Source organism: Microbulbifer thermotolerans (genome assembly GCF_001617625.1).
Classification (GTDB): domain Bacteria; phylum Pseudomonadota; class Gammaproteobacteria; order Pseudomonadales; family Cellvibrionaceae; genus Microbulbifer; species Microbulbifer thermotolerans.
Map to the genome: position 1 here is coordinate 2,636,785 of NZ_CP014864.1, position 20,715 is coordinate 2,657,499.

General features: G+C 58.0%; 18 protein-coding genes and 1 tRNA gene. 7 read left to right on the forward strand and 12 right to left on the reverse strand.

What is annotated here, in order from left to right; translation table 11 throughout:
* The 8 genes from A3224_RS11060 to A3224_RS11095 all read right to left on the reverse strand — a co-directional run bounded on the left by A3224_RS11060 (position 1) and on the right by A3224_RS11095 (position 9,211).
* Positions 1–2,475 carry a heavy metal translocating P-type ATPase gene (locus A3224_RS11060; RefSeq protein ID WP_082817499.1) on the reverse strand — a complete coding sequence of 825 codons (2,475 nt, stop codon included), beginning with the start codon at positions 2,473–2,475 and terminating at the stop codon, positions 1–3.
* The gene (locus A3224_RS11065; RefSeq protein ID WP_067154458.1) at positions 2,472–2,996 is read right to left on the reverse strand and encodes a FixH family protein; all 525 of its coding nucleotides are present in this window, start codon (positions 2,994–2,996) and stop codon (positions 2,472–2,474) included. Before A3224_RS11065 ends, A3224_RS11060 begins: the two co-directional genes overlap by 4 nt.
* Positions 2,997–3,063: 67 nt before the next feature.
* Positions 3,064–4,485, reverse strand: coding sequence for a cytochrome c oxidase accessory protein CcoG (gene ccoG / locus A3224_RS11070; protein ID WP_067154460.1), 1,422 nt, complete (start codon positions 4,483–4,485; stop codon positions 3,064–3,066).
* Between the two features lie 133 nt (positions 4,486–4,618).
* Positions 4,619–5,527, reverse strand: coding sequence for a cytochrome-c oxidase, cbb3-type subunit III (gene ccoP / locus A3224_RS11075; protein ID WP_175487793.1), 909 nt, complete (start codon positions 5,525–5,527; stop codon positions 4,619–4,621).
* Positions 5,527–5,745 (reverse strand): CcoQ/FixQ family Cbb3-type cytochrome c oxidase assembly chaperone, encoded by a 219-nt coding sequence (locus A3224_RS11080; RefSeq protein ID WP_067154462.1) that lies wholly within the window; start codon positions 5,743–5,745, stop codon positions 5,527–5,529. Before A3224_RS11080 ends, ccoP begins: the two co-directional genes overlap by 1 nt.
* Before the next feature lie 18 nt (positions 5,746–5,763).
* Positions 5,764–6,381, reverse strand: a complete 618-nt coding sequence (ccoO, locus tag A3224_RS11085; protein WP_067154465.1) for a cytochrome-c oxidase, cbb3-type subunit II — start codon at positions 6,379–6,381, stop codon at positions 5,764–5,766.
* 12 nt (positions 6,382–6,393) lie between these two features.
* On the reverse strand, positions 6,394–7,848 hold the full coding sequence (gene ccoN, locus A3224_RS11090) for a cytochrome-c oxidase, cbb3-type subunit I (protein WP_067154468.1): 1,455 nt from the start codon (positions 7,846–7,848) through the stop codon (positions 6,394–6,396).
* 142 nt (positions 7,849–7,990) lie between these two features.
* A complete protein-coding gene (locus tag A3224_RS11095; RefSeq protein WP_067154470.1) occupies positions 7,991–9,211 on the reverse strand; it encodes an argininosuccinate synthase in 1,221 nt (406 codons plus the stop codon).
* 303 nt (positions 9,212–9,514) lie between these two features.
* Here A3224_RS11095 and pyrC point away from each other — a divergent pair, with 303 nt between their 5' ends.
* The 5 genes from pyrC (at position 9,515) to A3224_RS11115 (ending at position 13,829) form a co-directional block, all read left to right on the forward strand.
* Positions 9,515–10,546: a dihydroorotase gene (pyrC, locus tag A3224_RS11100; protein WP_067154472.1), complete on the forward strand. Its 1,032-nt coding sequence runs from the start codon at positions 9,515–9,517 to the stop codon at positions 10,544–10,546.
* A gap of 153 nt (positions 10,547–10,699) precedes the next feature.
* Positions 10,700–11,383 carry a ribonuclease T gene (gene rnt, locus A3224_RS11105; protein WP_067154475.1) on the forward strand — a complete coding sequence of 228 codons (684 nt, stop codon included), beginning with the start codon at positions 10,700–10,702 and terminating at the stop codon, positions 11,381–11,383.
* 154 nt (positions 11,384–11,537) lie between these two features.
* Positions 11,538–12,665, forward strand: a complete 1,128-nt coding sequence (locus A3224_RS17135; protein WP_197462976.1) for an extracellular catalytic domain type 1 short-chain-length polyhydroxyalkanoate depolymerase — start codon at positions 11,538–11,540, stop codon at positions 12,663–12,665.
* 14 nt (positions 12,666–12,679) lie between these two features.
* On the forward strand, positions 12,680–13,441 hold the full coding sequence (locus tag A3224_RS17140) for a hypothetical protein (RefSeq protein WP_197462977.1): 762 nt from the start codon (positions 12,680–12,682) through the stop codon (positions 13,439–13,441).
* Between the two features lie 193 nt (positions 13,442–13,634).
* Positions 13,635–13,829, forward strand: coding sequence for a hypothetical protein (locus A3224_RS11115; RefSeq protein ID WP_139223229.1), 195 nt, complete (start codon positions 13,635–13,637; stop codon positions 13,827–13,829).
* Positions 13,830–13,920: 91 nt separating this feature from the next.
* On the opposite strand, the gene secF is transcribed toward A3224_RS11115, so the two are convergent.
* From secF to queA, 4 genes are all read right to left on the reverse strand, one after another.
* Positions 13,921–14,922, reverse strand: coding sequence for a protein translocase subunit SecF (gene secF, locus A3224_RS11120; RefSeq protein WP_067154478.1), 1,002 nt, complete (start codon positions 14,920–14,922; stop codon positions 13,921–13,923).
* Between the two features lie 10 nt (positions 14,923–14,932).
* On the reverse strand, positions 14,933–16,801 hold the full coding sequence (gene secD, locus A3224_RS11125; protein WP_067154481.1) for a protein translocase subunit SecD: 1,869 nt from the start codon (positions 16,799–16,801) through the stop codon (positions 14,933–14,935).
* Positions 16,802–16,967: 166 nt separating this feature from the next.
* Complete coding sequence (tgt, locus tag A3224_RS11130; RefSeq protein WP_067154484.1) at positions 16,968–18,086, reverse strand: tRNA guanosine(34) transglycosylase Tgt; 1,119 nt, start codon at positions 18,084–18,086, stop codon at positions 16,968–16,970.
* Between the two features lie 127 nt (positions 18,087–18,213).
* Entirely contained in the window at positions 18,214–19,254 is a 1,041-nt protein-coding gene (gene queA, locus A3224_RS11135) for a tRNA preQ1(34) S-adenosylmethionine ribosyltransferase-isomerase QueA (RefSeq protein WP_067154488.1), read from the reverse strand.
* Between the two features lie 155 nt (positions 19,255–19,409).
* On the opposite strand from queA, the gene A3224_RS11140 reads away from it, so the two are divergent.
* Both A3224_RS11140 and A3224_RS11145 read left to right on the forward strand, forming a co-directional pair.
* A tRNA-Leu gene (locus A3224_RS11140) sits at positions 19,410–19,496 on the forward strand.
* A 100-nt stretch (positions 19,497–19,596) separates the two neighbouring features.
* On the forward strand, positions 19,597–20,685 hold the full coding sequence (locus A3224_RS11145; RefSeq protein ID WP_067154491.1) for an acyltransferase family protein: 1,089 nt from the start codon (positions 19,597–19,599) through the stop codon (positions 20,683–20,685).
* Positions 20,686–20,715 lie beyond the last annotated feature (30 nt).

Genomic DNA, 20,715 nt, shown 5'->3' on the forward strand with positions numbered 1-20,715 from the left:
CTAACCCCGACTAGTTGATTCCGAGGAAACCTGCCCTGTTGGCAACGAGCTGCCAACAGGGCGCTTGCCCACACGACTGCGCGAAAGCCGCAATGCGTTCAATACCACGATCAGTGAGCTGGCCGACATGCCGATAGCCGCCGCCCAAGGCGGTACCAGACCGCACACTGCCAAAGGCAGAGCCAGAGCATTGTATCCCAGGGCCCATGTCAGGTTCTGACGCACAATGCGCCGGCATTTGCGCGCCAGGGCAATGGCGTCCGGCAGCACCATCAAATCGCCGTTCAAAAGGATGGCGTCCGCCCGCGACTGGGCGAGATCTGCAGCAGACAGCATCGCCACCGAGGCGTCCGCACCGGACAACACCGGCACGTCGTTGAGACCGTCCCCCACCATGAGCACTTTGTCGCCACGCCGTTGCAACTGTTGTAGATGTGCCAACTTGTCTTCCGGTGAAGCCCCCGCGCGGAAATCGCGGATTCCAGCGGCAGCGGCAAGGCGCGCCACCTCCGCCGATTGATCACCACTCAACAGTTCCGTGTGCAGGCCTTCCGCTTGCAGCCGAGCCACTGCCCCTCTCGCAGAGGGGCGCAGACTGTCGCCCAGCGCAATCCAGGCGACAGGGCCCTCGGTATCGGCGAGCAAGAGCCACTGCCCTTCCGCCGCCGGAATTTCCGGTGCCGCCGCGCCGGTCGGCTGCACAGCGAAGTCCGCCCGCCCCAGGCGCAGCCGCTCGCCATCGACAACACCCTCAACACCCTGCCCGGTATGCAGTCTGAGCTCGCTTGCGCCGAGATTGCCGCGCCAGGCCCGAAAGGCGCGAGCGAGCGGGTGGTTACTGTGGGATTCCAGCGCCGCAGCGCAGTCCTTGACCCGCTGTTCTGTCCAGCCGTCGCGCAAAAGTTCAATCTGCGTTATGTGAGGTTCGCCGCGGGTCAGGGTGCCCGTTTTATCGAACACGACACGGGTAATACGCGGAAGGGTTTCCAACAGATTGCCCGCGGCCACCAGCAGACCTATCTGTTGCAGGCGCAAGGTCGCCGCCGCGACCGCCGCCGGAGTGGCCAGTGACAGGGCGCATGGACAAGTGACAACCAACACCGACAAGGCCACCCAGAAGGCCCGCTCCGCGTCCAGGTGCCACCAGAAGGCGAACGCCGTCAGCGCCGCGACAAGAACCAGGCCGACGAACCAGCCGGCAACGCGATCCGCCAGAGCCACCTGGCGTGGCTTTTCCAACTGAGCCCGCTCCACCAGACGCTCTATCGCGGACAGGCGCGTGGCTTGGCCGGCAGCCGTCACACGCACAAGAAGTGAGGAGTCACTGTTGACGCTGCCAGCATAAACCGTGCTCCCTGGGGACTTTTGACGCGGAGCGGACTCGCCGCTGAGAAGGGACTCATCCACGCCGCTCTCACCCTCGATGACCTCGCCATCGGCGGGAATGGTGTCGCCAGGGCGCAACAGTATGATGTCGCCGGCGGCCAATGCCGCCACCGGGACACTGTTCTCTTCACCCTTTTCAACTTTTGTCGCTGTCAGTGGCAACAGCTGCGCCAGGCCGCCACTGGCGAGACCGGCGCGGTGGCGTGCGCGCATCTCCACAGTGCGGCCAAGCAATAGAAAAAAGGTGAACATGGAGATGGATTCGAAATAGACTTCGCCGGTTTCAAAAACAGTGGCATAAAAACTGGCCACATAAGCGAGGCCTATAGCTAGTGAGACCGGCACGTCCATACTGAGGCTGCGCCCGCGCAAACTGCGCCAGGCGGCGGAGAAGAAGGGTCTCGCGGCGAAAAACACCACCGGCGTGGCCACCAGCAGGGACACCCAGCGCAGGTAGCTTTGCAGCTCGGTCTCTATGCCGCTGCTGGCACCGAAATAAAGTGCTACAGCAAACATCATCACCTGCATGGTGCCCAGTCCGGCAACACCCAGGCGGCGCAAAGCCGCTCGCTGTTCGCGCTGGATCAGGTCTTCGCTGTTTGCCGAAGTGGCCGGTGCCGGCCGGTAACCGATGCGGGCCAGTTCGGCGAAGAGCTGACTGGGTCGTATTGCGGATGGATCAAAGCATACCTGCGCGCGCTGGGTATTGGCGTTGACCGACACCTTGTCCACCCCTTCGAGCTGGCCCAGATGTTTCTCGATCAGCCAAACACAGGCGGCACAACTGATACCGCCGATCAGCAGACTGGCGAGTTGGCGATCGTCATCGCCGAAGGGGCGCACATACTGGCGCTGTACCTCCGCCAGGTCGTAAGCGGCCCAGCGATCCTCGGGCGGCACCTCCTCCGGGCGTTCGTTTCGGCTGTCCCGGTAGCGGTAAAAGTTGTCGAGACCGCCGGCGACGATGGCACCGGCCACCGCCTCGCAACCAGGGCAGCACATAGGACGCTCTACCCCGCCGATGCGCACAGAAAAGTTGCTGCCGGCGGGCACTGGTAGGCCGCAGTGATAGCAGGCAGTGGAACTCATTGAATAGCGGGATTCAGCGGCGCGGAGTCGCCCAGGTCAAAGTTGATCTCGCCCTTGAGACGCCACTCGGCTTTCTGGTGCTCCTGCGGGTTCAGTTCAGGCATCAAACGCAAGTACCAACGGTGCTTGAGCTCGCCGGTCACTGAGCCGGTATAACGGCCCACCGACAACTGTTCGAGCAGAATATGGCGGTCCAGATCCGCCTCCACCGGGTGGCTGAGTGTCAGCAGCAACCGCTGAGGGTAGTCCAGATCGCCTGTCAGCTCGAGGGTGATGGTGTTGTCCGCGCGCGCGAAGCGCACCATACCCGCGAGCCCCAAAGCCTTGGCCCGCTTGTCCTGGTCTGCGGTGAAGTGATACAGGCGGCTGTCTTTGTAGTAGGTGTCGCTGACAGTGTCGTCCGCGTGACGCACAGCGATGGAGACCATCACGAAACTGACTACCACGGTCAAAATCAGTGGCGAAAGCACCAGCCACACCCAAAACTCACGATACCAAGGTTTTGAAGAGTGTTTACTCATTGTGTTATCCAAAATTACGGACCGTGAAACCTTTATTTAAAGGCCCGCTTTCCGCGGGCCTCAACGTCTATTGCTTAGGTCCGATAAACACCGTCTGATGCCGGTCTATCAGTTCGGGATCATCCTCCGCCTGCACGACGATAACGATATTGTGCTTGGCGGTTTTCAATTGGTCCTTGGGCACACTTACGCGAATTGGCACCGCAAAGATTTCCCCCGCCTCCAGGTAAATATCCCGCGGCCGGCGCAGGGAGTAATCGTAACCAGCCACGCCCTCGACGGCGATAGAAAACTCATGGGGATCCCGGTCCATGTTGTTGATTTTGACCGTGTACACGTTCTGAATATCCCCGCGGTACTCGCGGAACAGGCGCGCTCCCCGGTCGCGCAACACCTCGGCCTCTATGGGGCTGCGGGTGACGACCTGATGGGTAAAGAGGGCAACCATCGCCGTCAGCACAAAAGCGTAACCGAACAGGCGCGGGCGCAGGTAATTAGTTTTACCCGTTTCCAGTTCGTCTTCCGATGTGAAACGGATCAAGCCACGCTCATAGCCCATCTTGTCCATGACACTGTTGCAGGCATCCACACACAGACCGCAGTTGATGCATTCGTACTGCATTCCGTCACGGATATCGATATCCACAGGGCACACCTGCACGCACCAGGAACAATCGATGCAATCGCCCAGTCCCTCTGCTCGATAATCCATATTTTTTTTGCGGGGGCCACGGGTTTCCCCGCGCTTGGCATCGTAGTAGACCGCCAGGGTATCCCGGTCGTACATCACCGACTGGAAGCGCGCATAGGGGCACATGTACTTGCACACCTGTTCGCGCATAAAACCGGCATTGAAGTATGTGGCAAAGGTGAAAAAAGCTACCCAGAAAACGGCCTGAGGATGGGCTTCAAAACTCGCCAGATCCACCACCAGATCGCGAATCCCGTAAAAGTAGCCGACAAAAGCCAGTGCCGTGGCAAAGGCGATCAATACCCAGATGGCGTGGGTGCCCCCCTTGCGGAGCACTTTGTTCACACTCCAGGGCGCCGCATCCAGTTTTATGCGCTGGTTTCGGTCTCCTTCACACACCCGCTCGGCCCAGATAAACATCATGGTCCACACCGTCTGCGGACAGGTAAATCCGCACCAGACCCGGCCCAGCCATGTGGTAACCGCAAACAAGCCAAAAGCGGCAATGATCAGCAGCCACGCAAGCAGGAAGCCATCCTGGGGGCCGAAGGTGGCCCAGAAAATGTGGAACTGTCGCTCCGGGAGGTCGAAGTGAAGTGCCTGACGGCCCTCGATATTAAACCAGGGGATGAAAAAATAGGCCGCCAGAAGAGGAAGGCCCGTGTATTTGCGGATCCGGGTGTAGACGCCGCGGATATGGCGAATATAAACCTTGTCTGCCGACTCATAGAGCATGCGGTAGCGCACTTCGCCGTCACCGTCCTGCTCTTCGATGCTGGGGATTCGATTGTCGCTCACAATACCTCTCTTAGCCCCTGCGCGGCGCGAACGGGCTCTCTTCAACTCGATGAGGCTTTTCTTATTCGTCCGTGCGACGCCCGGGATCCCGTTGCGACCCGGCCGCGCCGGGTCGATGGTTCAGATTGGAAAACTACTGCTCTACCTCTTCCTGACGAGAGAGGCTGTAGACATAGGCCGCCACCAGGCGGATCTTGTCTTCGCGCAGTTTGTCTTTCTGGCTCGGCATCTGGTTCTGACGACCGCCGCGGATGGTGTGTTGTATCTGCTCGCGGCTGCCGCCGTAGAGCCAGATATTGTCGGTCAGATTAGGGGCACCCAGCGCCTGGTTACCCTTCCCGTCCATACCGTGGCATGCCATGCAAACGGTGCCGAAGATCTTCTTGCCCTCGGCGGCCATCTCGGCATTGTGCTCGAGGCCGTTCATAGCCAGCACATATTCTGCGGCATTCTTGACACCTTCCTCGCCAATTACCGGACCCTGTGGCGGCATCACACCCTGCCGACCCTCGTGAATAGTCTCGAGAATTTTCTCCGGCGTACCCCCGTAGAGCCAGTCGTTATCGGTGAGGTTGGGGAAGCCATAGTTGCCGCCACCATCCGCGCCGTGGCACACAGCACAGTTGTTGGCAAAGATGCGCGCACCCATTTTCAAAGCCTCGCGGCTTTCGGCAATCTGTTCGATAGGCATATCCAGGTACTTGCCGAAAGTATCGTCGAACTGCTCCTGCGCCTTCGCCTGCTGGGCCTCCAGCTGATTCACGGAAGTCCAGCCACGCAGCCCTTTGAAGTTACCCAGCCCCGGATAAACCGCCAGGTAGATAGCGGTAAATATCAAGGTACCCACGAACAGCATGAACCACCATCTGGGCAGCGGGTTGTCGTATTCCTGGATGCCGTCGTAGACGTGACCGGTGGTTTTGTTTTCCGGATCCGCCTGGTCATCCACCGCCACTTTGCGGTTGGCAAACAGTACCCAGGCAATCAGACCCAGGTTCGCGAGGGTGAGCACAATTACCCACAGACTCCAAAATGTACTCATTACTTATCCTGCCCCTGTTTTTGTTTCGCGCCGGATTTGTCTCCGGATTCATCTTTGTCCCCGCGAGCTTCATCGGTTGAAGGCTCTTCATCGGCGAACGGCAGCTTGGCGTCCTCCTCAAAGCGCTTTTTGCGCTTCGGAGAAAAGGCCCACCAACAGATGGCGAGAAATGCCAGTGCTCCGAGAACGACGGCGATCTGCCGCAATATGTCAATCATGCTAAACCTCGTCGCGGATCAGCGTTTCTGCTGTACCACAGTACCCAGCTGTTGCAGATAGGCCACCAGTGCGTCTATCTCCTTCACCTTGTCGCCGATGAAGGGTTTGGAGGCATTGGCGATGTCCTCGTCGGTATAAGGCACACCCAATGTGCGCAGCGCTTCCATTTTCCTGGCCGTGTACTCACCGGTGACGACATTGTCGAACAGCCAGGGGTAAGCAGGCATAATGGATTCCGGCACTACACTGCGCGGGTTGTACAAGTGCGCGCGGTGCCACTCATCGGAGTAACGGCCGCCTACGCGGGCCAGATCCGGACCGGTGCGCTTGGATCCCCACAGGAAGGGAAATTCGTAAACGTATTCCTGCGCCATGGAGTAGTGGCCATACCGTTCCACTTCCGCGCGCAGCGGGCGGATCATCTGCGTATGACAGACGTGACAGCCTTCGCGGATGTAGATATCGCGCCCTTCCAGCTCAATCGGACCCAGCGGTTTGAGGCCGGCAATAGGTTCGTTGTTGTCCTTGGTAAAGAACTGCGGAACTATCTCCACCAACGCGCCAAAGCTGATGGCAATGACGATGAAGGCGATCATCAGACCGATGTTCTTTTCTACGATGTCATGGTTTTTCACGATCTGACCTCCTTACGCCGCTACCGGTTGTGCCTTAGTGTTGTCTTCACGAGCGGCATTCTCCGTCTCGGTCACGGTGCGGAACACGTTGTAAGCCATCAGCAACATTCCCAGCAGGAAGAGAGAGCCGCCGATCCAGCGCACGACATAACCCGGGTGGCTGGCAATCACACTTTCCACGAAGCTGTAGGTTAGCGTGCCGTCGGCGTTGAACGCACGCCACATCAAGCCCTGGGTAATACCATTCACCCACATAGCGGCGATGTAGAGCACGGTGCCCACAGTGGCCAGCCAGAAGTGCGCATTGATCAGCTTCACGCTGTACATTTCCTTGCGCTTCCACAGCACCGGCACCAGGTGGTACAGGGCGCCGATGGAGATCATGGCCACCCAGCCCAGAGCGCCGGAGTGAACGTGACCCACGGTCCAGTCGGTGTTGTGAGACAGGGCGTTGACTGTCTTGATGGACATCATCGGCCCTTCAAAGGTGGACATGCCGTAGAAAGACAGGGATACCACCAGGAAGCGCAGTGTCGGGTCAGTACGCAGTTTGTGCCAGGCTCCAGACAGGGTCATGATGCCGTTGATCATGCCGCCCCAGGAGGGGGCCAGCAGAATCACGGACATCACCATGGCCAGGCTCTGGGTCCAGTCCGGCAGCGCCGAGTAGTGCAGGTGGTGGCCGCCGGCCCAAACGTAGATCGAGATCAGCGCCCAGAAGTGCACGATGGACAGCTGGTAGGAATACACCGGGCGTCCGGCCTGCTTGGGCACGAAGTAGTACATGATGCCGAGGAAGGCCGCGGTCAGGAAAAAGCCCACCGCGTTGTGGCCGTACCACCACTGGATCATCGCATCCTTAGTGCCGGAGTAGATGGAATAGGATTTAAACGGCGCAACCGGAATCTCCAGGTTGTTGACGACATGCAACACGGCAATGGTGATGATGTAAGCGCCAAAGAACCAGTTGGCCACGTAGATATGTGAAGTTTTGCGCTTGGCGATAGTGCCGAAGAAAACCAGGGCGTAGGCGATCCAGACGAGGGTGATCAGTATATCGATCGGCCACTCCAGCTCAGCGTACTCCTTGGTGGAGGTGTAACCCAGCGGCAGGGTGATAGCGGCGGCAACGATGACCGCTTGCCAACCCCAAAAGGTGAAAGGTACCAGCCAGCCACCCCAGAGAGGCGTCTGACAGGTGCGCTGCACCACATAGTAAGAAGTAGCGAAGAGCACGCTGCCGCCAAAGGCGAAAATTACCGCGTTGGTGTGCAGCGGACGCAGGCGGCCGAAGTGGGAAAACGGCTGCCAGAAGTCGTTGAGGGCAGGCCAAGCCAGCTGAGCGGCGATCAGCACCCCCATTCCCATACCAACGATACCCCAGACCACGGACATTATGGTGAACTGGCGCACGATCTTGTAGTCATAGCCCGGCACAGGGCCGGTCTTTGCCACCGATGTCGTCATTGCGTTACTTCCGTTGCTTTTTAAAATTTGTTTACGTTGAACGACAGAAGCCGCACCCAAAGCGGCGGCTTTCTGCGTCACAATCGTCCGCACTGGTTGCAGGGCGAGGATTTAAACGCATCATCGGCCCCGCGCGGCTGATCTATATCAATTTTCTTCCTTTACCTGCGGCAATGCGCAGACGTAGGGCATTCAGCTTGATAAAGCCTTCGGCGTCCTTCTGGTCGTAGGCACCCGCATCCTCTTCAAAGGTGGCGATGCGCTCGTCGAACAGACTATCCGCAGACCGGCGCCCCACGGCGCTTACGCTACCCTTGTACAGTTTCAGGCGCACATCTCCATTCACCACCTGCTGAGACTCATCGATTGCCGCCTGCAGCATGCGCCGCTCGGGCGACCACCAGTAGCCGTTGTAGATCAGCTTTGCGTAACGCGGCATCAGCTCGTCTTTCAAGTGCGCCACTTCGCGATCCAGGGTAATGGACTCTATCGCGCGGTGCGCTTTCAACAGGATGGTGCCGCCAGGTGTTTCATAACAACCGCGGGACTTCATGCCCACGTAGCGATTCTCGACAATATCCAGGCGGCCGATTCCGTTGGCGCCACCCAGCTTGTTCAGCTTCTCCAGCAGGGTTGCCGGACTCATGCGTTCGCCATCGATGGCCACCGCGTCACCCTTCTCGAAGGTCAGGGTGATATAGGTGGGCTGATCGGGGGCCGCTTCGGGGCTGACGCTCCAGCGCCACATGCTCTCCTCGGCCTCCGCCCAAGGATCTTCCAGAATGCCGCCCTCATAGGAGATATGCAGCAGGTTGGCATCCATTGAATAAGGGGACTTCTTCTTGCCAGAGGAGAAATCCACTGGAATCTTGTGCTGCTCGCAGTAGCGCATCAGCTTTTCGCGGGAAGTCAGATCCCACTCACGCCAGGGAGCGATCACCTGAATGCCGGGCTTCAGGGCGTAAGCGCCCAGTTCGAAGCGCACCTGATCGTTGCCCTTGCCGGTGGCGCCGTGAGCGATCGCAGAGGCGGAAGTCTCGTTGGCGATTTCAATCAGGCGCTTGGCGATCAGTGGGCGGGCGATGGAGGTACCCAGCAGGTATTCCCCCTCGTAGATGGTGTTGGCGCGGAACATCGGGAAGACGAAATCGCGCACGAACTCCTCGCGCAGGTCATCGATGTAGATCTCCTTGACCCCGAGCGCCTCGGCTTTGGCCCGCGCCGGCTCCACTTCCTCGCCTTGACCTATATCGGCGGTGAAAGTCACCACTTCGCAGTCATAGGTCTCCTGCAACCAGCGTACGATCACCGAGGTATCCAGCCCGCCGGAATACGCCAATACCACCTTGTCGATTTTGCTCATTGCTGTCCTCTGCTGCCGCTTGAATCAAATAAGCGCCACCACAAGCGCCGGGGCCGGTGGTCTCCGCGCACGAAATCGGTGTCGATCTGGGGAATTATTCTTGGAGGTGTGCCCAGGAGTGGTACTCTCGGTACCTCTTTCGGGGCGCGATTGTAGCGCCAAGTTCGGCGAACGACTAGCGGAAAGCGATTCACCACAGCAGTTGATCATATTATGAACAGCCCGTGCATCGCAATTTATCCGCGCTTCCGGTAGCATGCGCGCCCCTAACCCGCTCATCTTTACCCGGTTACACAGAGCAATATGACGGAGCAGATCACCCTTCGCGCCCCAGACGACTGGCACATCCACCTGCGTGACGGCGCCGCCCTCGCGCGTACAGTTACTGACGCGGCCCGCCAATTCCGCCGCGCCATTGTGATGCCGAACCTGGTTCCGCCGGTTGCAAATGCGGATGATGCTCGCGCATACCGACAACGCATCCTTGAGCAAATCCCTGAAGGCACCGATTTTGAGCCCCTGATGACCCTATACCTCACCGATAGGACGGATGCGGAAGTCATCAGACGGGCCCGCAAAGCCGGCGTTGTCGCCGCCAAACTCTATCCAGCGGGCGCCACCACCAATTCCGACTCGGGCGTTACCGATCTGGCCAATATCTACCCAGCGCTGGAGGCCATGCAGGAATCCGGCATGAAGTTGCTGCTGCACGGCGAGGTGACTACCAGCGATATCGACATATTCGACCGCGAGCAGGTGTTCATCGAGAAGGTGCTGACCAGACTGGTGGAGGATTTCCCGAACCTGAAGCTCGTTTTGGAACACATCACCACAGCCCATGCGGTCGAGTTCGTGCAGAAAGCGCGCGAAGGCGTGGGCGCCACTATCACCGCCCACCATCTGCTCTACAATCGCAACCATATGCTGGTAGGCGGCGTGCGCCCCCATTACTACTGCCTGCCGATTCTAAAGCGCAGCTACCATCAGGCCGCCCTGATGGAGGCAGCCACCAGCGGCAGCCCCCGGTTCTTTCTCGGTACCGACTCGGCGCCCCATATCCAGGGCAGAAAAGAGGCCGCCTGCGGTTGCGCTGGCTGCTACACAGCCATTGCAGCCATAGAACTCTACGCCGAGGCCTTTGACCGCGCCGGCAGGCTGGACAAACTGGAAGGCTTCGCCAGTGAGTTCGGGCCGGACTTTTACGGCCTACGACGCAACGAAAATCGCATCACCCTGGTGAAACAGCCCTGGTCTTTGCCCGAACACCTGGATATGGGTGGAGAACCCTTGATTCCACTGGCGGCCGGGGAAACATTGAACTGGAAGCTGGTTTAAAAACAGAACATTAGCCACGTGCAAAAACTGAAAGGCAAAGTCCCTGGAGCGGCAGCTGCTTGTGAAACCTCAGCAAGCATCCACCAAACCTGCTGCCGCAGCGGACTTCGCATTTCAATAAACTAACCCCGACAGACCAAAGAAGGACATCGAGTGACCCCCGCGGAAGAACCCACAGGACCCAAAAGCCTACTCGCCCAACGATTCCGCGGCTTCCTGCCCGTAGTGGTGGACCTGGAGACCGGCGGCTTCAATGCGCGCACCGATGCCTTGCTGGAAGTCTCCGCGGTTATCCTGGATATGAACGAAGAGGGCCAGCTCTTTCCGCAGGAGACCCACACTTTTCACCTGGAACCCTTTGAGGGCGCAAACATAGAGCAATCCGCCCTGGACTTTATCGGCATAGACCTGGAGTCCCCGGAACGCGAAGCCATTCCCGAGGAAATGGCCCTGCCGGAAATGTTCCGCAAGATCCGCAGCGCGGTGAAAAAACACAGCTGTACCCGCGCCATCATGGTTGCCCACAACGCCCACTTTGACCTCGGTTTTATCAATGCCGCGGTGGAGCGCTGCGGTATCAAGCGCAACCCCTTTCACCCCTTTTCCTGCTTCGATACCGCCACTCTCGCCGGCCTCGCCTACGGCCAGACGGTTCTGGCCAAGGCCTGCCAAGTCGCGGGAATAGAATTCGATAACAGCAGTGCCCACTCCGCCGAATACGACGCAGAGAAAACAGCCGAACTCTTCTGCGGGATCGTGAATAAATGGAAGGCACTGGGCGGATGGCCACTATCCTCGGCAACCATATCCCAGGGGGAAGACCGGGAGACCTCCTGAGGCCCGGTGCCCTTGCGCCCCCTGCACCAGTGGCCGCGCGCACGGGAAAACCTGTCAGCCCGACATCTGTCGCTACAACCAAGGTCGCATTCCCATCCCCCCCCCTGCCCTTCTAGGCTGTCCGATGCCCGAATAACAATAAAAGGTGAATGCGATGATGACTTCCAAGCTCCTGCAAGGGCGCCTCCTGCGCTTGCTTGCCACCGCGGCACTGTGCGCGACTGCGACAGCTCAAGCCGGCAGCTGGCAAGAGAATGTCTCCGTTGGCGGTTTCAACAAGGTGCATATTTACACCCCGGAGAACAGTTCGCCGATCGGCAACGGCAAAGCACTGCTGATCGTCCTGCACGGATGCGTACAACCTATCGACAATTATCTGACCGCCAACCTGGAAGACGCCGCTGAGGAATTCGGCATGGTGATTGCCGTACCCGACGCCATGAACAAAGCGGGCTATAACTGCTGGTCCTACTGGCAGGGCAGCAAGTCCCGCTCCGCTGGCGACTACCAAAATCTGATTAATCTGGCCAACACCATGGCCGGCGACAGTAGCCGGGGGATAGATCCGAACCAAGTCTACATCGCTGGCCTCTCCTCCGGCGCCAGCTTTGCCAACACCACCGCCTGCCTGGCGCCGGACGTTTTCGCCGGCGTGGGCGTTAGCGCCGGGCCGAGCATTGGCACTAGCGCCAGTGGCGCTCTGGGCCCCTGCGAAGCTGCCGATGTGGCTAGCCGTTGCAACAATTACGCCGGCAGCTACGCCAACCACTTCGCCACCCAAATTGCATCCATTGCACACGGCACGGAAGACTCGACGGTCAATCAGTGCTACAACCGACAAAATGCGGACGGTATGGCGGGTGTCTACGGTGTCAGTCAGCTTTCCGGAACAAACACCATCTCCGAAGACGGCCGCAGCGCCCAGGAAACCCTCTGGGAAGACGGTCGCGTTTCCATGCTATGGCTGGACGGTGTCGACCACTCCTGGTCTGGCGGCGAGGGCGCTACGGGAGGCTATATCAGCAGCGCAGGCATTAATTACGCACGCTACCTGGGACAATTTTTCGCCAACAACAACAAACGGGTTGACCGGAATCAGCAGCCAGTACTCAGTAATGTGGAAGTCAGCTCCAGTGGCGACCGCATCCTCGTCAGCGGCAACGCGACCGATGCCGAGGGCAGCATCTCTCAGGTAAACGCCACATTTAGCGGGAACATCACGTCCAGCGCCAGCGGTCAGGTCGATAACAGCGGTTTTTTTTTATTACCAGCGACTCACTGACTGATAACCTCTACTTGGTCACCATAGTCGCCACCGACAATGAGGGGGCGAAAAGCGAAGCCTACGCGCAGACAGTGCGGGTTGGGCCGGAACCGCCCCCGATGGCGCCGGAACTGAGCGATATCTCCGCCGAAACCAGCGGTCAGTGCGCATCGGTCATGGGCACTGTCATCGATGAAAACCAGAACCTGGATTCGTTGGTGGTAGCTTTCGCCAACGACAGTGTCACCGCCTCGGTAACCGGGACTGCTTTCAGGGCCGAACAGTGTAACCTGCCAGGGGGCGAGCAGACTGCCCTTGTTACCGCCACCGACTTGACCGGTCTCAAGGCCACCGCCAGTGTCACCTTTACCGTGGACGCTGGTGTGACCGCAACCCTCGATGATCATATCGTTGCAGGTCGCCTGGACTATACCAACTATGCCAACTGCTATCTCGAATACAGCACTGCACCTTTCCGGCTGGACGAATATCCTATTTCCAGCGACCGGTGCCAGTGGCGAGATGGTGACGGCAGCTGCAGCGGCCCAGCAGTGGCCTGCAGCAATAATGACAGTAATAGCGGCGGTAACGACGGAAGCAACAGCAGTTGCAGCGACTATTCAACATACAATTACTACCACAAGGCCGCCGGGCGCGCATACAGTACCGGCAATCCCCTGACACCGGATTACTTTGCCAAAGGGAGCGGCGATGCCATGCCAGGATCAACCTGGGGTTGGACCACACTGCACAGCAGCGATGGCAGCATTTGGCGGACAGGTAACTGCCCCTGATAGAACACCCGACTCACAGAGACATACGGGAAATATGCCCGGTAAACGCCGGGCATTATCAAATCCGGCCTCCATGGATCCAGGCCAAAAATCATTCATGGAACGGCGGTATGAATACCACTTAATCGATTGGGTGAAATTTCATCCAGTTTTATGTATAATGCGTGGTTCACGCTCAAAACCGGAAATTACCGTGGCCAAAAAAGCTTCCACCTCCGCCAAGCGCAAACAGCCCGCCGCCGTCGAAACCCGCGAAAGTATCGAGGAACAGGTTCAGGCATTTCTCGCCGCTGGCGGTAAGATCCAGCAGGTCCCCAAAGGGGTCAGCGGGCAGACCAACACCTCAGGCCCCAGACACATCACCCTGGGCAAAAAACCCCGCAGCTGATTACTTCCTTTATCTTTCTCCGCGGCCAGCGGCACAGTCGCTGTACCACCTTGTTTTGGTTAGCCCCGGCTTAACCGGGGCAACGCGCTTCTTAAGGCATTTCTTCCAATTCCGCCCCTTCCTTGACCGGCGGCATCATGTCTTCCTTGGTAATCTTCAGGAACATCAGCACGTTGGCTGCCACGTATATGGATGAGTAAGTACCCACCACCACACCGACAATCAGCGCCAGGGAAAAGTTGTGAATCAGCTCGCCGCCGAAGAATTGCAATGCCCAAAGCACCAACAGAGTGGTGAATGAGGTCATAAAGGTACGGCCCAGCGTCTGACTGATGGAAATATTAATTATCTCCTCGGTACTCGCCTTGCGCACTTTGCGGAAATTTTCGCGAATGCGGTCTGCGACAACAATGGTGTCGTTAAGGGAGTAACCAATCACCGCCAACACCGCTGCGAGAACCGTCAGGTCAAAATCCAGTTTAAAGAGGGCGAAAAAACCCAATACGATGATCACATCGTGGGCCAGGGCCGTCACGGCACCAAAGGAAAATTTATATTGAAAGCGCAGCGCCACATAGGCCATCACCACGGCCAGTGCGAACAACATGCCCAACCCGCCGTCGTCCCGCAACTCCTCACCGACCTGCGGTCCCACCATTTCCACGCGGCGCAACTCCACAGCGCCATCGCTGTTTTGACGCAACACCTCCACCACCTTGTCTCCGATGGTTTGTGACGCCTTTTCATCGCGGGCGCTGATCTGAGTCTGCGCCTCGGCCACTTCCGGCGGCAGCTTGATCAGGATTTCGTTATCGGAGCCAAATCGCACCGCCGAAGCACCTTCGAAACCGGCCAAATCCAACTGATCGCGGACCGACTCTACATTGGGCGCCTGCTCGTAAGCCACTTCAATTTGCGTACCGCCGGTAAAATCCAAGCCGAACTGTAGGCCGTTCATTGCAAGGGCAGTAATAGACGCGACCACCATGGCGATGGATAGCGCCGCGGCCAATTTACGCCACCGCATAAAATCAAACACGCGCTTGCCCATATATTCGGTAATTTTTCCGTTCTCTACTTTGGTCTCGCTCATCGCCGACTCCTCAGATCCAGAGTTTTTGCACACGGCGGCCGCCGTAGAAAAGATTGATCAACGCACGGGTCCCCATGATTGCGCTAAACATGGAGGTCAAAATGCCGATGGACAGGGTTACCGCGAAACCCTGCACTGGGCCGGAACCAATCGCGTACAGGATCACCGCCACAATCAGCGTGGTGATATTGGCATCGACAATGGTGCTGTAGGCGTTATCGAAGCCGGCACTGATCGCCATTTGTGGCGACATGCCATTCCTGAGTTCCTCCCGTATTCGCGAAAAGATAAGCACATTGGCGTCTACCGCCATACCCACCGTCAGCACGATACCGGCAATACCGGGCAGAGTGAGTGTTGCCCCGATAATCGACATCACGGCTACCAGCAATATCATGTTCACCAGCAGGGCGAGGTTGGCAGCGAGGCCGAACACCCGATAGAAAAGCAGCATGCAGATCACCACCGCCAGCAGGCCGATCTGCACCGAAGTCACACCCACTTCGATATTGTCCGCACCCAGAGACGGACCTATAACGCGCTCCTCAACAAAATACATGGGTGCCGCCAGGGCTCCCGCTCGCAACAGCAACGCCAACTCCTGCGCTTCCGCAGGACTGTCCAGGCCGGTAATGCGGAACTGACGCCCCAAAGCACTTTGTACCGTGGCCAGGCTGATGATTTTCTTGTCGTCGGTGCGCTGCTGCACAATGACTTCATTGCCCTGCTCATCCGTGCGGGCCTGTGGCACGAAACGGCTTTCGATAAACAGAGTGCCCATGCGACGGCCGACGTTTTTCCAAGTGGCGCGATGCATTAATTCGCCACCGCGGGAATCCAGGGTGATGTTTACCTGCGGGAAGCCGCTCTCGTCGTAGCCGACGCGGGCATCGGTTACCCGGTCCCCTTTGATAATCACCTTGCGCTCCAGCCATGCACCACCGTACATCTGGCGCTGTCTTTCATCCCGGTATTCGAAATATTCCTTGTTGGTGACCAGCGTGTCCGGACGCGCCTCCATGCGGAACTCCAGGTTGGCGGTCTTGCCGATAATGCGCTTGGCTTCGGCGGTATCCTGAACACCGGGCAGCTCCACCACGATGCGGTTGCGCCCTTGGCGCTGCACGATTGGCTCCGCCACGCCCAGCTCATTAACGCGGTTGCGCAGGGTAGTGAGGTTCTGAGTTACCGCGTAATCCTCCAACTGCTTAACTTCCTGGTCAGACAATGTCGCACGCACGATCAGATTGTCGCCACTGCCGGATTCGGTCAGCTGCAGTTGCGGGAACTCCTTACGCATGGTGGAGACCGCCAGATCACGTAACTCCTCGCTGCGGAAACGGGCAACGATTTCCCGCTCATCCACCAACTCCACGCTGCGGTAGCGGGCTTTGGCCGCACGCAGCTTGGCTTTCACATCCTGCGCGTAACCTTCCATATTGGTCTTGACGATGGTGTTGGTGTCCACTTCCATTAGGAAGTGCACCCCACCGGCCAGGTCCAGGCCCAGCTTCATCGGACTGGCCCCCATATTGGCGAGCCAATCCGGGGTAGTGGAGGCCAGGTTCAGCGCCACTACATATTCACTGTGCCCCAGAGCCTCTTGTATGGCTCGTTTGGCTGGCAACTGCTCTTCGATTGACTTGAGGCGCAGCAAAACCGCCTTGTCTTGCACTTCGCCGCCAAAATAGGCGATACCAGCGTCATCCAGTGCCTTCTGTGCCCGCTCGAGCACACCCTGCCCCACGGTCATAGCGCTGGACTGGCCGGAAATCTGCACGGCGGGATCCGGTGCGTAGAGGTTGGGCGCGGCATACAAAATGCCGAGGGCCGCAACCGCGAGAATCAGGAGATACTTCCAGAGGGGATAGCGATTCATGCTGCTCTCATTGTTCTAGTGGGGCCGTTACGGCCGGTAAACTTTGGCAATGTCGGGGGATATGCGGGCTCCCGTGCCGGATTGCAAGGCGCCTTTCCCCCAAATGGAGGCCGATTATACGGGGATAGTATTAGGGTACAAATCAGCCCCGGACTGGCGCCCGCAATTACGATGACAGTGGCGGCACATCACGCCCGAGTCGCCGATAGAAATCGATCACAAAAGTCTCCAGTGCCCCGGCGGCAATCGCCTCTCTCAGCCCTTGCATCAGCCGCTGATAATGGCGCAGATTATGAATGGTATTGAGCTGGGCACCGAGCATCTCGCCACAGCGATCCAGATGGTGCAGATAGGCGCGGGAAAAATTCTTGCAGGTATAGCAGTCGCAATCCGCTTCCAGGGGGCCTGTGTCGTGCCGGTGCCTGGCATTGCGGATCTTCACAACGCCCTCGGCGGTGAACAGATGGCCATTGCGCGCATTGCGGGTGGGCATCACGCAATCGAACATATCCACCCCCCGGCGCACCGCCTCGACAATATCCTCCGGCTTGCCCACGCCCATCAGGTAACGGGGCCTGTCCGCCGGCATTCGGTGGGCCAAATGATCAAGCACCCGGATCATCTCCTCCTTGGGCTCACCCACCGACAGGCCGCCAATGGCATAGCCATCGAAACCTATATCGGTCAGACCGCGCAGGGAAATATCCCGCAGCTCGGGATACATACCACCCTGAACTATGCCAAACAGCGCCGACGGGCTGTCTCCGTGAGCCCGTTTGGAGCGCTCCGCCCAGCGTAGGGACAGCTCCATGGACTTGCGCGCCTCTTCGGGCGTGGCAGGGTAAGGCGTGCATTCATCGAAGATCATCACAATATCCGACCCCAGCGCCCTCTGTACCTGCATGGACTCTTCCGGCCCCATAAAAACCGGACTGCCATCCACCGGCGATCGGAAAGACACGCCCTCCTCGGTGATCTTGCGCAGATCTCCAAGGCTGAATACCTGAAAGCCGCCGGAGTCCGTCAGAATAGGCCCCTGCCACTGCATGAAGTCGTGCAGATCCCCGTGTTCCTGCACCACTTGGGCCCCCGGGCGCAGCATCAGGTGAAATGTATTACCGAGGATGATCTGTGCCCCAATGGCCTCTATATCCCGCGGCAGCATCCCTTTGACGGTACCGTAGGTACCCACCGGCATAAACGCCGGCGTCTCCACCACCCCGCGTGGAAAACGCAAGCGCCCGCGTCGGGCCTTGCCGTCGGTGGTGTCCAATTCAAACTGCATAAAGCACTGGCGACTCAAGGGAAACTCCTGATTCTGGTACCGGCCCGGGCGGCAAATGCCAGCTTGCAGCGGCACTCCCACGCGCTACGGACCTGAATTTTGGCTGCGGACTGAGAGATGTGAAGACTCACCAGCCGCTCACATGGGGGTTGCGATCGATCAGCATCGCATCCCCGTAACTAAAGAAACGGTAGCGCTTCTGCACCGCCTCCCGATAGGCATTCATTGTCTGATCATAACCGGCAAATGCACTGACCAGCATTAGCAGTGTGGATTCCGGCAGGTGGAAATTGGTAATCAGGCGATCCACGACGCGAAACTGATAGCCGGGGTAGATAAAGATATCCGTTTCCCCCACGACAGGTTTCAGCTCACCTCCGGCCGCCGCACTCTCCAGGGCCCGCACGCTGGTGGTCCCCACTGCGATCACTCTACCGCCACGGGCACGGCAGTCCGCCACCGCGCGGCAGACGGATTCAGGCACATTCATCACCTCACTGTGCATCTCGTGCTCGAATATGTTGTCCACGCGCACCGGCTGGAAAGTGCCGGCGCCCACATGCAGAGTCACGAACGCAGTCTCCACACCTTTGTGGCGCAGGGTCTCCAGCATAGCTTCGTCAAAATGCAATCCCGCCGTCGGCGCCGCCACTGCGCCGGCTTCCCGGCTGTATACCGTCTGGTAGCGCTCCCGATCCGCGTCCTCATCGGGCCGGTCGATGTACGGCGGCAACGGCATATGCCCCAGCCGCTCCAGCACCGGCAGCACGCCTTCTGCGGGAAACTCAAGTTCAAACAGCGCACCGCGGCGCGAAACCATCCGCAGCTCGGTACCGTCTTGCAGTAATATTTCGCTGCCGGGTTTGGGAGACTTGCTGAAGCGAATATGAGCCAAGGCATCGCGCTCGCCCTGCACCCGCTCTATCAGTATCTCCAAGCGGCCACCGGTGGCCTTGCGCCCGAACAGGCGCGCCGGAATAACCCGGGTATCGTTGAACACCAGCAGGTCACCGGTATCCACCAGATCGGCCAGATCCGCAAAGTGCCGGTGCTGGACAGCGCCGCTGGGGCCATCCAGGCACAGCAGGCGGCTGCCCCGGCGCTCTGCTGCCGGCGCGCGGGCGATCAGTTCATCGGGAAGTTCGAAGTGGAAATCCTGGCGGCGCATGGAATCAGTCCGGCAATCAGCAGTTTGGAGAACCAAGGGGCGCGAAGAGTAACGGAAACCGCTCTTCGCGCCAAATCCTGTTGACCGCGAGCCTCGCATCGCTATAATCGGCCCCTCTCGCGGTTCCGGTGTGCATTCTCGGGCCCCGAGCCAGTGCCAGAGTGGTGAAATTGGTAGACACGACGGATTCAAAATCCGTTGGGGTAAAACCCGTGCCGGTTCGAGTCCGGCCTCTGGTACCAAGTTTGAAAGCCCGCTTAGTGCGGGCTTTTTCGTATCTTGGTTAAGCGCCATGGACGACCATTCGACTCGATACGAGCTGAATAACGCGAATAAACGACAATGAATAGCCGTTTTTTCAACCTAGATGCCCTACGTGGAATTGCTGCCTTACTAGTAGTGTGGCAACACAGCAGCGAGCTCTTTGTTAGAAACCCTAGAATAGCTCAACATGGAACAGCGCTGGCTGATATAGCCTCGACGGTTGACTTCGGCCGAATCGGAGTTATTTGCTTTTTCCTGATTTCGGGGTTCGTGATCCCCTATAGTCTCTCCGAAACAGAGTCTTCTCTGAAGAGATTCGCTATAAGACGATTCTTCCGGCTCTACCCCCCTTACTGGATATCACTACTCGCCGCGATAGTCTTTACTGTTTTCGTAGACAACAGCCACCTTTCAACAGGCACTATTGTAGCTAACATCACAATGCTACAAGGATTGTTTGGTTATGAGAATATTCAGGGACTATACTGGACTCTCACAATCGAACTAATCTTTTACTGCCTGGTTGCCCTCTTATTTGCGATGAAATTACTCAACCGGCCCGCAGCTCTGCTTCTAGCCTGCTTGAGCAATCTATTCATATTCGTTGTTTGGCAATTAGCCGGTAAATTTATGCCTCAACTTACCAACCTACCCTCCCCCATCACTTACACCCCGTTTTGCTTGGCAGTTATGTTTTGTGGCGCACTGATCCGTCACACTTACATTAACCGATCTGATTACCACTACACTATTCTGGGTGTTTTTACTGTTTTTTCTTTACCCCTGGCAGTACTGACTCTTGGCCTACTGGGCCACAATCTGGTCAATAACCCCGCACGGTTCGGGCTCTCTCACCTAATTGCACTTGTAGTTTTTTTGGGAGGACTGCTGATGCGCAAAACCCCTCCCCGGCAGTTTCTGTATTTGGGGCTTATCAGTTACTCTGTTTACCTATTCCATCCGATTGCCATTAAAGTGCTCGACTGGTCAATTCAACAGCAATGGGGTCTACCGCTCGCCAACCTATCACTTGGCTTCTATATTTTTATCACTACGCTGTTCGCTATCGCCATTTCCCATCTTATCTATCAAGTGATAGAAAGGCCGTCCATCGCCATCGGCAGAGCTTTAACACAATCGGCAAAGTCACAGCTAAACTTTGCTTAATTGTACAACCCTATGTAATTTGGCTAGCAC